We start from the raw sequence: 14,709 nt of genomic DNA on the forward strand, positions 1-14,709 counted from the left end.
GGCTGTGGACCGCCCTGCGGCGTCGTCGTCGCGGGGCGCGCAGGCATATCCTGTTCCGATGAACTCCCTCCGTCCGCTCGGCCAGTCCGCGAAGCTCCAGAACGTCCTCTACGAGATCCGCGGGGCGGCACTGGCGGAGGCGACGCGGCTGGAGGCGGACGGGCACTCCATCCTCAAGCTCAACACGGGGAACCCGGCGATCTTCGGCTTCGAGGCGCCGTATCAGATCGTCCGCGACATGATCGAGGCCGTCCCCTACGCGCACGGGTACAGCGACAGCCGGGGCATCCTTCCGGCACGCCGCGCGATCGTCAGCCGCTACGAGGAGACGCCGGGGTTCCCGCACGTCGACCCCGATGACGTGTACCTCGGAAACGGCGTCTCCGAGCTCATCACCATGACCATGCAGGCGCTCCTCGACGAGGGCGACGAGGTGCTCATCCCCGCCCCCGACTACCCGCTCTGGACCGCGATGACGAGTCTGTCGGGCGGCACTCCCGTCCACTACCTGTGCGACGAGGCGAACGGGTGGCAGCCCGACCTCGAGGACATCCGCTCGAAGATCACCCCCCGCACCAAGGCGATCGTGATCATCAACCCGAACAACCCCACGGGGGCCGTCTACAGCCGGGAGCTGCTCGAGGGGCTGACGCAGATCGCGCGCGAGCACTCGCTGCTCGTCCTCTCGGACGAGATCTACGACCGCATCCTCTTCGACGACGCCGTGCACGTCCCGACGGCCACGCTCGCCCCCGACCTGCTCGTGCTCACGTTCAACGGCCTGTCGAAGACCTACCGCGTCGCGGGCTACCGCTCGGGATGGCTGGTCATCACGGGGCCGAAGAAGCACGCGAAGGGCTTCCTGGAGGGGATCCAGCTGATCGCCTCGACGCGCCTGTGCGCGAACGTGCCGGCCCAGCACGCCGTGCTCGCCGCGCTCACCGGGGTCCAGTCGATCGATGCCCTCATCGCGCCGTCGGGACGGCTCCACGAGCAGCGCGATGTCGCGTGGGAGGGGCTCTCGGCCATCCCCGGCGTCTCGTGCGTCCGTGCGGCGGGGTCGCTCTACGCGTTCCCCCGGCTCGACCCCGAGGTGCACGAGATCCGCGACGACAAGCAGCTCGTCTACGACCTGCTCGTCGCGGAGCACATCCTCCTCGTCGAGGGGACGGGCTTCAACTGGCCGACGCCGGACCACCTGCGCATCGTGACGCTGCCGGAGGCGCGCGTGCTCAGCGAGGCGATCGAGCGCCTGGGCAACTTCCTGTCCTCGTATCGGCAGGGATAGTCACAGGATCCGGAGGTCCGTCGCCCGCCAGCGTCCGTCGAGCCCCTCGAGCCGCATGGCGAGCGCGCGCGTGCGGTCGGGCATCGACACGATGACGACGACCTCCGCGACGCCGTCCGCCGGGGTCATGCGGCGCATCGTCCTGACCGAGAAGACGGGGCGCTGCGCCGGGATGCGGCGCGCGCTGCGCGCTCGGCGCGAGAGGTTCGCGCGCGTCATGAGCTTGAGATAGGGCTCCTCGGCGAGCCACCGGGCGAGCTGGTCCACCTCCCGCGTGCCCGCGAGCACCTCGAGGATGCCGCGTGTGAGGGCGGCGACGAGGGGAGCGGGATCGGGAAGCTCCTCCGACGGGGTGCGCTGCGGCGCGAACAGCGCCTCGACGTCGTCGGTGCGGCGGAACGGCCTCCTCGAGGGGTGCGCTGCGGATCGGGGTGGCATCGTCGGCCCTTTCTGGTCGGCGGTGGCGCGAGGGAGTGGCCCGAGCAAACCAGGTGGCCGCGACGGATCGGAACACCGCATACATGCCTGTGGAGAGTCCCGGACGGGAGGCCGCCGTTTCCTCTACGCTCACCCAGATGCGCTGGGAACGCTTCTTCGAGGACCTGGAGGATCAGCTCGCCGCGGAGTGGGAGGCCGAGCGCGCCGCCCTCGACTCCGAGGCCGAGCGCGTGCGCGTGTCCCGGCTGGAGCTGCGCGCCCGGCTCGTCGCGCTCGTGCAGGGGGAGCCGTCGAGCGTGTCGATCGCGCTCTCGGACGGGTCGACGCTCGACGGCGCGCCGTCATCGGTGGGAGCCGACTGGATGGCACTGCGCGTGTCGCGGGCGCCCGCTCGCGAGTCGATCGCGCTCGTCCCGCTGCGCGCCGTGCGTGCCATCGGCGCGGCCCACGGCGAGGTCCTGCGCAGCGCGCGGACGGCGGGGCCGGAGAGCCGCCTCGCGCAGCGCGTGACGTTCGGCTTCGCGCTGCGCGACCTCGCGCGCAGGCGCGTCCCCGTGATGGTCGGCATGGTCCCGGGACGTGTCCTGCCCGGCACGATCGACAGGGTCGGGGCGGATCATCTGGACATCGCCCTGCACGACGCCGGCTCGCCCCGCCGCGCGGCGGAGGTGAGGGGCTACCGGATCGTCGCGTTCGACGCCGTCGCGTGGGTCCGGGTCGACGCGGCCGCGGGGGTCATGACTCCCTGAGCCGTTCCTCAGGAGTCGGAGGGGGAGCCCCACAGCTCCGGGAAGCTCGCCTCGTTCGACTCGCGCCACAGCGCCATCCGGCGGCTCTCCTCGTGCTGGTCCTCGAGGTACTCGCCGACGCTCGCCTGCTCGACGCGCCAGCGCGGAGGCGAGCCGAGGCGGGCGCCGCGGAGCCTGCGCGCCCGGATGAGCTCGACGACCTCGTCCGGCTCGATGGCCAGCAGCTCGGCGACTTGCGCCGGCGCGAGGTAGCGCACGTCACTCGTCTCGGACATGGGCCCATTATGAAACGCCGGGGCGCGACGGCGACAGCGGCGCGAGGGGCTGTGGATAACTTTCTCAGGATGTCGCGCGGATCCGCCACCATGAACATCATGACGATGACCTCACCGAACCGTCCGGCCCCGTCGACCGCGCCCGGGCGCCGACCTCGCCGGGCGTTCTGGTCCGACGCGCGCTTCTTCATCGGGATCACCCTCATCGCCGTCTCCGTCGCGGGCGTGTGGTGGGTGGTCGCCACGGCCCGTCAGACGAATCCCGTGCTGTCGGCCGCCGCGACGCTCGTCCCCGGCCAGGCCGTCACGGCATCCGACCTCGTCGTCGTCGACGCGGCGCTCGGCGGGGCGGAGGAGGCGTATCTCGCGCCGCACGAGCTCGACGAGGGGCTCGTCGCGACGCGGACGATCGCCGCCGGCGAGCTCGTCCCCGAAGCCGCCGTCGGCACGGCGGCGGAGGTCGCCGTCACGACGGTCGTCGTGGAGAGCGCGGTGGAGACGCCGGCGTCCGTGGCGGCGGGGACGCCCGTCGAGCTGTGGGTCGCGCCGCTGCTCGAGCCCGGCGTCCACGACGCCCCTCGGGTCCTCGTCGCCGACGCGACGGTCGCGGCCGTCCTGCGCGACGACGCCGTGATGGGGGCGGCGGGAACGTCGATCGAGCTCGTCATCGACCGGTCGGACGTCGCCGACGTGCTCGCCGCCGTCTCGTCGGGATCGGCTCTCTCGGCCGTGCCGCGGTCGGGCGCGGGATCGTGAACGTCGTCGTCGCGCTCGGCGAGCCGCGCGGGCCGCAGCTCGCCGAGGAGCTGGAGGACGAGGGACTGCGCGTGGTCGCGACGTTCGCGCCCCGGGAGATCGGGGGGTTCCCGGGGGACGCGGCCTCTCCCGTCTGGGAGGCGCTGCGCCAGGCGGACGCCCTCGTCGTGCCGGCCTCGCGCGGCGTGCTGACGGCGGGCGTCGTCGGAGCCTGCGACCGGCACGGCGTGCGCATCGTCGCGCTCGGCGATCGCGGCGGAGAGCTGCGCACGGCGCGTTCCTTCGGGCTCGCCGATCCGCTGCCGGCGGCGGCGGGAGGATGGCGGATCGCGGCGGCGGTGCGGAGCGACGCGCTCGCCGGGCCCGGCCGCGACGAGCGTCGCCGGGGAGCGGTCGTGGCGGTGTGGGGACCGCACGGGGCGCCGGGGCGCACGACGGTGTCCGTCGAGCTCGCGGTGGAGCTCGCACGGATGTGCGACCATGTCGCGCTCGTGGACGCGGACACGCACGCCCCGGCCGTCGCCGTGGCGCTCGGGGTCGCGGACGAGGGACCGGGCTTCGCGGCGGCGTGCCGCCAGGCGGAGCTCGGCGGGCTGGACGCCGCCGAGCTCACGCGGCTGAGCGTGCCGGTCGGCGGCGCCGACGGCGTCGTCGACGTGCTGCCCGGCCTCAACCGGGCCGGCCGATGGCCCGAGCTGTCCGAGCGTCGCGTCGCGTCCGCGCTCGACGCCTGCCGCGCATGGGCCGACGTCACGGTCGTGGACGTCGCCGCGTCGATCGAGGCGGACGAGGAGATCGTGAGCGACCTCGACGGCCCGCGCCGCAACGCCGCCGCGCTGGCGGCGCTGCGCGAGGCGGACGCCGTCGTGGCGGTCGCCGGAGCGGATCCGGTGGCGATCGCGCGATTCCTGCGCGGCTACGCGGAGCTGCGGGGCGTGACGGGCGCGACGCCGGTGACGGTGGTCGTGAACCGCCTGCGCCCCGGCCCTCTCGGCGTGGACGCACGCGGTCAGATCCGCCGCACGCTCGAGCGCTTCGCGGGCATCGCCGACATCGGCTTCGTCCCCTTCGACGTCCGTGCCGCCGACGCGGCGCTCCTGCAGGCGCGCCCCGTCGGAGAGGTGGCGGCGCGCTCGGCGCTGTCGCAGGCGATCAGGCGGATCGCCGCACGGATCGTCGACGTGCACGGGCTGCGGACCGGCGAGGCCGTGACGCCGTCGCCCGGCGGCCGGCGCACGCGGACGAGAACGGGGAGCCGCGGACGCGAGGAGCGGGAGCGCTCCTGGACGTCGGCATAAACTCGTTCCGTGTCGACCCTCAGCGATCTCGTCTCCGCCCAGGGCCGTTCGAGCGAATCCGACATCGAATGGCTTCACCGTCTCGCCGGAGACGGACAGCTGCTCGCGGACCTCTCGTCGGCCGACATCGTCGTGTGGGTGCCCACGGCCGACGACTCCTTCATCGCCGTCGCGCACACACGGCCCGGGGGAGCGGCGACGCTGTTCTACCGCGACATCGTGGGCGGGCGGGTGCGCCCCCAGTGGCAGGCCCAGGTGCGCGAGGCGTTCCAGAGCGTGCGGATCGTCGACTCCTCGTCTCCGGAGTGGTTCGAGGAGACCCCGACGCGCGTGCGCGCGGTGCCGATCGCCATCCGCGAGGACGAGGGACTGCGCGCGATCGGCGTGCTCACGCGGCATACGAACCTCGGCGACGTGCGCACGCCGTCGCGTCAGCAGATCACCTTCAACGACTGCGCCGACGATCTGTTCGGCATGATCGCCACGGGCGACTTCCCCGACCTCTCCGCGCCGACGGGTCCGCGGCGCGGGGCGCCGCGTGCCGCGGACGGGCTCATCCGTCTCGACGTCGACGGCATCGTCACGTTCGCGAGCCCGAACGCGCTCTCGGCGTTCAACCGGATCGGCTTCGCCGAGGAGCTCGAGGGCGAGGAGCTCGCCGACGTCACGAGCCAGATCCTTCCCGTCTCGCGCGACGTCGACGAGCGTCTGCCGATCCTCGTGTCGGGGCGTGCGCCGTGGCGCAGCGACATCGAGTCGGGCGGGGTGACCGTCTCGCTGCGCGCCATCCCGCTGAAGGATCACGGCCATCGCACGGGCGCCATCGTGCTCTGCCGGGATGTGAGCGAGCTGCGCAACCAGGAGCAGGAGCTCATCACGAAGGACGCGACCATCCGCGAGATCCACCACCGGGTGAAGAACAACCTGCAGACGGTCGCGTCGCTCCTGCGCATCCAGGCGCGGCGCACGTCCTCGGAGGAGGCCCGCGAGTCGCTGCTGCAGGCGATGCAGCGGGTCGCGGCCATCGCCGTCGTGCACGACACGCTCTCGGAGGGACTCGCGCAGAACGTCGACTTCGACGAGGTGTTCGCCCGCGTGCTGCGGCTCGTCGCGGAGGTCGCGGCCGCGCAGAATACCGTCGCGCACACGCGAACGACGGGGCGCTTCGGGACGCTCCCCAGCGAATACGCGACACCCCTCGCGCTGGCCCTCACGGAGATCGTCACGAACGCCGTCGAGCACGGTCTCGCGGGGAGGGAGGGCGATGTGGAGATCGTCGCCGACCGGGACGACGACCGGCTCGAGGTGCGCGTGCGGGACACCGGCAGCGGCCTTCCCGACGGTCAGGTGGGGCGGGGCCTCGGCACGCAGATCGTGCGGACGCTCATCCAGGGCGAGCTCAGCGGCACGATCGAATGGTCGACGATCGACGAGCCGGGAATCGCCTTCGACGGCGGCACGCAGGTGACGATCGCCGTCCCGCTGCGCTGGATCCGCAGCTGAGTCCGGACAGGAGAGAGGCCCCGCCGCAGCGGGGCCTCTCTCCTGTCAACGCGTCAGGACGCGCGGCGCGCGCGGGCGGCGCGACGCTTGAGGGCACGGCGCTCGTCCTCGCTGAGGCCGCCCCAGACTCCCGAGTCCTGGCCGGTCTCGAGGGCGTACTGCAGGCAGACCTCGGTGACCGTGCAGCGGGCGCAGACCGACTTCGCCTTCTCGATCTGGTCGATCGCCGGACCGGTGTTCCCGACGGGGAAGAACAGCTCGGGGTCGACGGTGAGGCAGGCGGCCTTGTCGCGCCAGTCCATAGGGGTGCTCCTTGCGGGGTGGGTTTCTCAGAGAAAGCACAGCGTGACGAATCGGGTGGGTTACGCTGGATGTGCGTCGGGCCGTCTCGGCTCCGACCCACCACGCTGTGGGAAACACACCGTTAACAATTGTCATACACGCGTCGATTTCGGGCAAGAGTTTTTTCTCTCCGTTCCCTGATGGCACGCCGTGAACGGTGTGAGAGACGAAGAGCGGGAGAGCGGATGCCGGTGCCTCCGATCGTGCGGATCGCGACGGTCCTCGTCGCGCTGGAGGCGGTGGGCATGCTCGCGCTCGCCGGATGGCAGGCCGTGACGCTCGGCACCGCCGAGGTCACGTCGCTTCCGAGCGCGATCGCGCTCGTCGTCCTGACGGTCGTCGGCGCCGTGGCCGTGGGGGCCTTCGCCCTCGGCATCGGGGCGGGGCGGTCGTGGGGACGCTCCGGCGCGATCGTCGTGCAGCTGCTCGTCATCGCGATCGCGGTGGGGTCCGTGACGGGCGCGTACGCCCAGTGGGGGATCGGGGCGGCCCTCGGGCTGCCGGCCGTGACGGTGCTCGTGGTCGTCCTGCTCGCGACGCGCGACGCCGGTCGCGCCGAGGCCCACGGGAACGCCGGCTGACGGGGATCAGCGACGCGCGGCCTCGTCGTCGAGGAGCGCCTGCGCGAGCAGCGTGCTGCCGGCGACCGCCGCCGGCATCGCGACGATCGCGGCGAGCGGCACCATGAGGCACAGGTGCGTGGCGACGCCGAAGCCCCACACGCGTGCGCGGCGGGCGCGCCGCAGCGCACGCCGCCGCCGGGGCCCGAGCCCGCGGGCGGAGAGGGCGCGCGCGGTGAGCTCGTCGGCGAGCATCCAGCCGCTCAGGGCGACGCCGGTCGTGGCGGCGAGCGGCGCGCCGACGAGGGGCGCGAAGCCGATGGCGACGGAGAGGGCGGCCACGCCGAGACCCCGGAGGACGAGCGAGAACGCATCCCGTGCGGAACGCCAGAGCCCGTAGCGCGCCTCGGGCACCCCGCCGACGGCCTCCTCCTCGACCGAGCGCCAGACCCGGTCGTAGAACGGCTCGCCGACGAGCAGGGTGAGCGCCGTGAAGGTCGTCACGGCGAGGACGATCCCGCCGGCGAGGACGGCGATGCCGATGAGGATCCGCACGGCGATCGCCCAGAAGGCGCCCCCGTCGTCGGCGAACGGCGTGAGCGCGTCGACGAGCGCGGGGAGGAAGGCGACCAGGGCGATGATCCCCGCCGTCATGAGCGCGCCGACGACGGCGCCGGGGACGAGCGCCGCCGCCATCGTCCGCGGGCGTCGGCGCCACCATCCGAACCCCGCGAAGAGGGTGCGCACGCCCTGCCAGAACTCGCTCATCCCTCCATGTAACCAAACGGCGGCGGGAATACCGGACGGGCTCATCCGTTTGACTTGATATAGTCCGACTCAAGTTCTCATACTTGACACGGATCGACGCAACTTCGAGGAGACGACGGGATATGCCCGAGAACAACTTCCCCCAGGACGGCCCGAGCTCGTTCGACGAGTTCCTCGCCCGCTACCTGCAGGGCGAGCGTGCTCGCGTGACACGCTCCATCGATCTGAGCCGCTTCCTGGGCGCACGTACGCAGGAGCTTCTGCAGCGGGCGGGGCGCTTCGCCCTCGAACGCGGCCAGCGCGAGCTCGACGCCCTGCACGTGCTGCGCGTGCTCGTCGAGGACCCCGCCGTCGCCGATGCGGTCGGCCGGGTCGGAGGCGACGTCGCCGCCATCGGCCGCGCCGCCGAGGAGAGGCTCCCGCGGCCCGGCGAGGCGGCGGAGGTCGACACGGCCGCGGTGACGCAGGCCGTCCAGCGAGCGCTGTTCCACGCCTTCCAGGTCGCGCGCTCGTCCGGGTCGACCTACATCGATCCCGAGCACCTCTTCTTCGCCCTCGTGCTCGCGCAGGACACGCCCGCCGGCCAGATCCTCGCCGGCTCCGGCGTGACGGCGGAGGCGCTCACCCAGGGCGTCCGCGAGGCGACGGCGCCCGGCGCCGCGCCCGCGACGCCCGAGCAGGGCGCGAGCGGCGGCTCGATGCTCGAGAAGTACGGCACCGACCTCACGGCACGGGCGCTCGCCGGAGAGCTCGACCCCGTGATCGGACGCGCCGACGAGATCGAGCAGACGATCGAGATCCTCTCGCGCCGGACGAAGAACAACCCGGTGCTCGTCGGCGAGGCGGGCGTGGGGAAGACGGCGGTCGTGGAGGGGCTCGCATCCGCCATCGTCGCGGGCGCCGTCCCGGACCAGCTCCGCGACAAGCGGGTCGTCTCACTCGACCTGCCGGCCATGCTCGCCGGCACGCGGTACCGCGGGGACTTCGAGGAGCGCCTCACCAAGACGATGGACGAGGTCGCGGCCCGCAAGGACGAGCTGATCCTGTTCGTCGACGAGATCCACATGCTCGTGGGCGCAGGCGGCGGCAACGACGGGGCGATGGACGCGGGCAACATCCTGAAGCCCCGTCTCGCGCGCGGCGAGCTGCACCTCGTCGGCGCGACGACCCTCAGGGAGTACCGCGTCATCGAGAAGGACTCGGCGCTGGAGCGCCGCTTCCAGCCGGTGCGCGTGGGCGAGCCCTCGATCGGCGACGCGGTCGCGATCCTCCAGGGCCTGCGCCCCGCGTACGAAGAGCATCACCGCGTGAGCTACACCGACGACGCCCTGCGCGCGGCGGTCGAGCTGAGCGACCGCTACCTCACCGAGCGCGTGCTCCCGGACAAGGCGATCGACCTCATCGATCAGGCCGGCGCGCGCCTGAGGCTCCGTCTCGGCGCCCCCGTGGACACGCAGGAGCTCGTCGCGCGCCTGGCCGAGCTCGAGGGGGAGAAGAACGCCGCGGTGTCGGCCGAGCACTACGAGGAGGCGTCGCGCGTCCGCGACGAGATCGTCGCCCTGCAGGCGCGTCTGGCCGAGGCCACGACACCCGGCGACGGCGTCGGCGCGGTCGTCGGCGAGCCCGAGATCGCGGCGGTCATCAGCCGGACGACGGGCATCCCCGTGAACCGGCTCACCGAGAGCGAGCGCGAGCGCCTCGCGACGCTGGAGGACGAGCTGCACGCGCGCGTGGTCGGGCAGGACGACGCCGTCGCGGCCGTCGCGAAGGCCGTCCGGCGCAGTCGCACCGGCATGGGCGACGCGCATCGTCCCGTCGGATCCTTCCTGTTCCTCGGCCCGACGGGCGTGGGCAAGACGGAGCTGGCCAAGGCGCTCGCGACGAGCCTGTTCGACGACGAGAGCGCCGTCGTGCGCTTCGACATGAGCGAGTTCGGCGAGCGGCACACCGTGTCGCGGCTCGTCGGATCCCCTCCGGGATACGTCGGATACGACGAGGCCGGGCAGCTCACGGAGCGCGTGCGGCGCAACCCGTACTCGATCGTGCTGTTCGACGAGATCGAGAAGGCCCATCCCGACGTGTTCAACCTGCTGCTGCAGGTGCTCGACGACGGCCGGCTGACCGACGGGCAGGGGCGCACGGTCGACTTCCGCAACACGGTCGTCGTCATGACGTCGAACCTCGGAAGCGAGTTCCTCACATCGCGCTCCGGTGCGATCGGCTTCTCGGCGACGGGGCGCGAGTTCGACGAGAAGGATCTGCGCGATCGGGTGATGGGGCGCCTGCGCGAGTCGATGCGGCCGGAGTTCCTCAACCGGATCGACGAGATCGTGCTGTTCCGCCGGCTCGACGAGGAGCAGCTCGGCCGCATCGTCGGCCTCCTCCTCGGCGCGACCCGCGAACGGCTCGCCCGGCGCGAGGTCACGCTGGAGGTGACCGAGGCCGCCGTCGCGTGGCTGGCCGAGCGCGGCTACGAGCCCGAGTCCGGCGCGCGTCCGCTGCGTCGGCTCATCCAGCGGGAGGTCGACGACCGCATCGCCGACCTCTTCGTGAGCGGCGAGCTCGCCGACGGCGGCGACGCCGCGCTCGACGTCGTCGACGGCGAGATCGTGGTGCGCGCGTACGCTAGGGTTTCCTCATGACCAAGCGCTGGTATGCGTATCTCGAGTCGGCTCTGGAGGGGCCGGCGGCGATGTAGCGCTACCCGCACCCTCAAGAGCCGACAGGGCAGAGCGAAAGCTCTGCCCTTCGCCGTCACGGCGGGCTCTGCGCAGGGTCCGCCGCCGATCACGGACAGGACCCCGCACGATGACCACTCTCGAGGCCGCACCGGCCGTCTCCGATCTGCACGTCGCCGCGTTCACGGCCATCCCGAGCCCCGCCGAGATCGCGGCGGAGCTGCCCGCCGGGCCCGATGAGGCCTCGCTCGTCCGGCGGAGCCGGGAAGCGGTGCGCGCGGTCATGGCGGGCGACGACGACCGGCTGCTCGTCGTCGCCGGCCCCTGCTCCATCCACGATCCCGTCGCGGGGCTCGACTACGCCCGGCGGCTCGCCGCACAGGCCGAGCGGCATCGCAACGACCTCCTCGTCGTGATGCGCGCATACTTCGAGAAGCCGCGCACCACGGTGGGGTGGAAGGGCCTCATCAACGACCCGCACCTCGACGGGAGCCACGACGTCGAGGCCGGCCTGCGGGCCGCCCGGCGCTTCCTGCTCGACGTCGCCGCCTTGGGGCTTCCGACCGCGACGGAGTTCCTCGAGCCCCTGAGCCCGCAGTACATCGCCGATCTCGTCGCATGGGGCGCGATCGGGGCGCGCACGACGGAGAGCCAGATCCATCGCCAGCTCGCCTCGGGCCTGTCGATGCCGATCGGCTTCAAGAACGGCACGGACGGCGGCCTGCAGGTCGCCGTCGACGCCGCCGTCTCGGCGTCGGGCCCCCAGGCGTTCCTCGGAATCGGCGGCGACGGACGCGCCGGCCTCGTCACGACGACCGGCAACCCCGACACATCGGTGATCCTGCGCGGCGGCGCCGACGGGCCGAACCACGGGCCCGAGCACGTGCGGCGGGCGAGCGAGCGGCTCGCCGCGGCGGGCCTGTCGCCGCGGCTGATCGTGGACGCGAGCCACGGCAACAGCGGCAAGGACCACGTGCGTCAGGCGGAGGTCGCCGCCGGGCTCGCGGAGCAGGTGGCCGCGGGCGGGGCCGTCGCGGGGGTCATGCTCGAGAGCAACATCGTCGGCGGAGCGCAGCGCCTCGACGTCGCGGCGGGACCGGAGGGGCTCGTGTACGGGCAGAGCGTGACGGACGCGTGCATGTCCTGGGAGGCGACGGAGGGCGTGCTCGCGCGGCTGGCGCACGGCGTGCGGAGGCGCCGCGGCTGAGCCGGCCCGTCATCTCCCCGCAATGCGCGCCGAATACCCTGAAGCGGTGACGACGAAGATCGTGCTGGATGTCGATACCGGCATCGACGACACCCTGGCCATCCTCACCGCATGCCGTGCTCCCGAGGTCGAGCTGCTGGCCTGCACGACGACCTGGGGCAACATCGACGTCTCGCAGGCCGCGCGCAACACGGCGTACGTGCTCGATCTCGCCGGACGCGCCGACGTCCCCGTCGCGCGGGGCGCGGAAGGGCCCTACCTCGGCGGCGAGGTCGTCGACTTCGCGACGCACGTGCACGGGGACGACGGACAGGGCGGATGCGCCGATCCACGGTACGTCCCCGCGCTCGCGCCGGAGAGCGCCGTGGAGCTGCTGCTGCGCCTCGGCCGCGAGCACGCGGGCGAGCTGGAGATCGTCGCCGTCGGCCCCCTCACGAACCTCGCGCACGCGCTCGACGCCGACCCCGGGCTGCCCTCGCGCGTCCGCGGTGTGACGATCATGGGCGGGACATCGTTCGTCCCCGGCAACGTCACTCCGGCCGCCGAGGCGAACATCTGGCACGATCCGGAGGCCGCCCAGCGCGTGTTCGAGGCGTCCTGGCCGGTCACGATGGTCGGACTCGACGTGACGATGCGATCGCGCGTCACCGACGATCACCGGGCGCGGCTCGCGGCGGGGGGCCGCGCGAGCCGCTACGCCGCCGACATCCTCGACTTCTATCTCGGCTTCTACGAGGGGGTCACGGGGGAGCGGGCGTCGGCGAACCACGACGCCCTCGCGCTCGGGGTGGCCTGCGGGCTCGTCGAGACCCTCGTCGCGCCGGTCGTCGGCGTCGAGATCGACACGACGCACGGTCCCGATCGCGGACGGACGGTCGCGGATCTGCGCGGCATGTGGCGCGGATGGCCCGCTGTCGAGGGCGCGCGTCACCGGGTCGTGCTCGAGGTGCGGCCGGGATTCGAGGAGCGGATGGTCGACCTCATCGCCGGCGGGCCGGATCAGAGCAGCAGGTAGAGCGCGCCGGCGATCGTGAGGGCGATCACGAGCCGGTCGAAGAGGACCTGGTCCATGCGGCCCGCGAGGCGACGCCCGACGAGCGCGCCCACGACGACGGCGGGAACGAGCAGGAGGTCCATCAGGAGCGACGAGGGCGTGACGATGCCCAGGCCGATCGAGAAGGGCAGCTTGGCGACGTTGACGAGGGCGAAGAACCACGCCGAGGTGCCGAGGAACGCCTTCACGGGGAACCTCGCCGCGAGGAAGTACATCGACATCACCGGCCCGGCGGCGTTCGCGACCATGGTCGTGAAGCCGCCGAGCGACCCGTACGACCAGGCGGCGACCGCTCCGGACCCGACGGCGGGCTCCGCGCCGGAACGGGCCTGCTGCCGGCGGCGCCACAGCGTGACCGCGACGACGAGCAGCAGGAGGACGGCGATGAGCCGACGGACCCAGGCGTCGTCCGCGATCGCCAGGAACGCCCATCCGGCCGCCAGCCCGACGACGACGGCCGGCGCCATCCGCGCGATGACACTCCAGTCGGCGTGGCGTCGGTACGAGAGCAGCGCGAACATGTCGCCCACGATGAGCAGGACCAGCAGCGCGCCCGTGGACTCCCTGGCGGGGAGGACCGCCGCGAACAGGGCGACGGCGACGGTGCCGCCACCGGGCACCGCGGTCTTCGAGAGCCCGACGACGAGGGCGCCGATGGCGAGGACGGTCCAGACGAGCGGGGTGAGCCCCGCGATCACGCCCTCAGCCTGACGAGGCGCTCGTGGCCGGTCTCCTCGAGCTCGGCGAGGTCCTCGCGGGACTTCAGGAAATCGGAGAAGGAGCGATATCCGAGCGCCTTCTCGCTGAACGAGGGATCCATCCGGCGGATGTGCTGCTTCACGGCGGAGCTGTGGAGCCAGCCGGCGTCGTCCCCCTTGCCCTGGCCCATCCGGAGGGCGCGTTCGAGCAGGCGCGAGGCCGCCGCGTGGAGGTCCTCGGGGGGCGTCTCGCCGAAGGCCGGGTAGGTCTCGGGCGTCTCGGGCGGGCTCTCCTGCACCTTCGCCTTCGTCCCGCGGCGCGTGCGCGGCTTCGTCTTCGCCTCGGACTCGCCGGAGGAGGACGGGTGCTCGTCGGCTGCCTCCTTCACGTCGGGCTCCGCGGCGTCCTTCGCCTCGACCTTGGCGGCGCCCTTCGCGGCGTCCTTGGCGGGCGCCGGCTTCTCCTTCTCGTCGGCCTTGGCCCTGCGCGGGGGCGGCGAGGGCACCTGCACGCCCGGGAGCGTGTCGTAGGGCTCGAACTCGTCGCATGCCGCGGCGAGCGACTTCGCCGTGGACCCGGCGACGCCCACGCCGATCACGTAGCGTCCCAGCCGGCGGCAGCGCTGCGCGAGGGGGACGTAGTCGGAGTCGCCCGCGACGATCACGACATGGGTGAGGTCGGGCAGCCGGAACATGTCCTCGACGGCGTCGACGGCGAGACGGATGTCGGCGCCGTTCTTCGCGTACGCGGCCGCGGGGAAGAGCTGCACGAGATCGACCGCACGGGCGACGAGCTGCTGGCGGTAGACGGCGTTGACCGGCGAGGACCAGTCGGCGTACGCGCGCGTGAGGACGAGCGTGCCGTACGAGGCCGAGTAGTCGATGATCGCCCCGACGTCGACGGTCGCGCGGGCGAGCCGCTCGACGATCTCCGGGTCCTGGGAGTTCTCGGCGATGCGCGCGCGGTCGCGGCTGTACGAGTTGCGCCCGTGCACCCGGTCGTACCACGACATCACGATGTTGTCGAAGTCGAGGTAGACGGCCACGCGGCCGTCGTCATGGGTGTCGGGCACGGTGTCTCCTCGGGGCGTTCGC

At 72.8% G+C, this 14,709-nt stretch carries 15 protein-coding genes; 9 read left to right on the forward strand and 6 right to left on the reverse strand.

Features of this window, described 5'->3' with window-relative positions; all coding sequences use genetic code 11:
- The first annotated feature begins 58 nt into the window (after nt 1–58).
- A complete protein-coding gene (locus N8K70_RS05970; protein ID WP_317140687.1) occupies nt 59–1,288 on the forward strand; it encodes a pyridoxal phosphate-dependent aminotransferase in 1,230 nt (409 codons plus the stop codon).
- Here N8K70_RS05970 and N8K70_RS05975 read toward each other — a convergent pair whose 3' ends face one another.
- Nucleotides 1,289–1,726, reverse strand: coding sequence for an Rv3235 family protein (locus N8K70_RS05975; RefSeq protein WP_317140688.1), 438 nt, complete (start codon nt 1,724–1,726; stop codon nt 1,289–1,291).
- Nucleotides 1,727–1,863: 137 nt separating this feature from the next.
- On the opposite strand from N8K70_RS05975, the gene N8K70_RS05980 reads away from it, so the two are divergent.
- Nucleotides 1,864–2,475, forward strand: a complete 612-nt coding sequence (locus tag N8K70_RS05980) for a hypothetical protein (protein WP_317140689.1) — start codon at nt 1,864–1,866, stop codon at nt 2,473–2,475.
- An 8-nt stretch (nt 2,476–2,483) separates the two neighbouring features.
- On the opposite strand, the gene N8K70_RS05985 is transcribed toward N8K70_RS05980, so the two are convergent.
- Nucleotides 2,484–2,750 carry a helix-turn-helix domain-containing protein gene (locus N8K70_RS05985; RefSeq protein WP_317140690.1) on the reverse strand — a complete coding sequence of 89 codons (267 nt, stop codon included), beginning with the start codon at nt 2,748–2,750 and terminating at the stop codon, nt 2,484–2,486.
- A 105-nt stretch (nt 2,751–2,855) separates the two neighbouring features.
- Here N8K70_RS05985 and N8K70_RS05990 point away from each other — a divergent pair, with 105 nt between their 5' ends.
- The 3 genes from N8K70_RS05990 to N8K70_RS06000 are packed head-to-tail and all read left to right on the forward strand — an operon-like array spanning nt 2,856 to nt 6,307.
- Entirely contained in the window at nt 2,856–3,506 is a 651-nt protein-coding gene (locus tag N8K70_RS05990; protein ID WP_317140691.1) for an SAF domain-containing protein, read from the forward strand.
- On the forward strand, nt 3,503–4,804 hold the full coding sequence (locus N8K70_RS05995) for an AAA family ATPase (RefSeq protein WP_317140692.1): 1,302 nt from the start codon (nt 3,503–3,505) through the stop codon (nt 4,802–4,804). Before N8K70_RS05990 ends, N8K70_RS05995 begins: the two co-directional genes overlap by 4 nt.
- Before the next feature lie 9 nt (nt 4,805–4,813).
- Nucleotides 4,814–6,307 carry a sensor histidine kinase gene (locus N8K70_RS06000; protein ID WP_317140693.1) on the forward strand — a complete coding sequence of 498 codons (1,494 nt, stop codon included), beginning with the start codon at nt 4,814–4,816 and terminating at the stop codon, nt 6,305–6,307.
- 53 nt (nt 6,308–6,360) lie between these two features.
- Here N8K70_RS06000 and N8K70_RS06005 read toward each other — a convergent pair whose 3' ends face one another.
- Nucleotides 6,361–6,609, reverse strand: coding sequence for a WhiB family transcriptional regulator (locus tag N8K70_RS06005; protein ID WP_067025888.1), 249 nt, complete (start codon nt 6,607–6,609; stop codon nt 6,361–6,363).
- 225 nt (nt 6,610–6,834) lie between these two features.
- Between N8K70_RS06005 and N8K70_RS06010 the strand changes: the two genes are divergently transcribed.
- On the forward strand, nt 6,835–7,230 hold the full coding sequence (locus tag N8K70_RS06010; RefSeq protein WP_317140694.1) for a histidine kinase: 396 nt from the start codon (nt 6,835–6,837) through the stop codon (nt 7,228–7,230).
- Between the two features lie 6 nt (nt 7,231–7,236).
- Here the strand turns inward: N8K70_RS06010 and N8K70_RS06015 are convergent, their stop codons facing one another.
- Nucleotides 7,237–7,977, reverse strand: a complete 741-nt coding sequence (locus N8K70_RS06015; protein ID WP_317140695.1) for an EI24 domain-containing protein — start codon at nt 7,975–7,977, stop codon at nt 7,237–7,239.
- A 122-nt stretch (nt 7,978–8,099) separates the two neighbouring features.
- Between N8K70_RS06015 and N8K70_RS06020 the strand changes: the two genes are divergently transcribed.
- The 3 genes from N8K70_RS06020 to N8K70_RS06030 all read left to right on the forward strand — a co-directional run bounded on the left by N8K70_RS06020 (nt 8,100) and on the right by N8K70_RS06030 (nt 12,877).
- Nucleotides 8,100–10,619 carry an ATP-dependent Clp protease ATP-binding subunit gene (locus tag N8K70_RS06020; protein WP_317140696.1) on the forward strand — a complete coding sequence of 840 codons (2,520 nt, stop codon included), beginning with the start codon at nt 8,100–8,102 and terminating at the stop codon, nt 10,617–10,619.
- A 166-nt stretch (nt 10,620–10,785) separates the two neighbouring features.
- A complete protein-coding gene (locus N8K70_RS06025) occupies nt 10,786–11,862 on the forward strand; it encodes a 3-deoxy-7-phosphoheptulonate synthase (RefSeq protein ID WP_317140697.1) in 1,077 nt (358 codons plus the stop codon).
- 46 nt (nt 11,863–11,908) lie between these two features.
- Complete coding sequence (locus N8K70_RS06030) at nt 11,909–12,877, forward strand: nucleoside hydrolase (RefSeq protein WP_317140698.1); 969 nt, start codon at nt 11,909–11,911, stop codon at nt 12,875–12,877.
- Here the strand turns inward: N8K70_RS06030 and N8K70_RS06035 are convergent.
- Together N8K70_RS06035 and N8K70_RS06040 are read right to left on the reverse strand one after the other, a co-directional pair.
- Nucleotides 12,862–13,611: a sulfite exporter TauE/SafE family protein gene (locus tag N8K70_RS06035; RefSeq protein WP_394357826.1), complete on the reverse strand. Its 750-nt coding sequence runs from the start codon at nt 13,609–13,611 to the stop codon at nt 12,862–12,864. The genes N8K70_RS06030 and N8K70_RS06035 overlap by 16 nt on opposite strands.
- On the reverse strand, nt 13,611–14,627 hold the full coding sequence (locus N8K70_RS06040) for an NYN domain-containing protein (protein ID WP_449406849.1): 1,017 nt from the start codon (nt 14,625–14,627) through the stop codon (nt 13,611–13,613). Before N8K70_RS06040 ends, N8K70_RS06035 begins: the two co-directional genes overlap by 1 nt.
- Nucleotides 14,628–14,709 lie beyond the last annotated feature (82 nt).

It is taken from the genome of Microbacterium sp. AB, assembly GCF_032878875.1.
In the GTDB taxonomy this organism is placed as follows: Bacteria; Actinomycetota; Actinomycetes; order Actinomycetales; family Microbacteriaceae; genus Microbacterium; species Microbacterium betulae.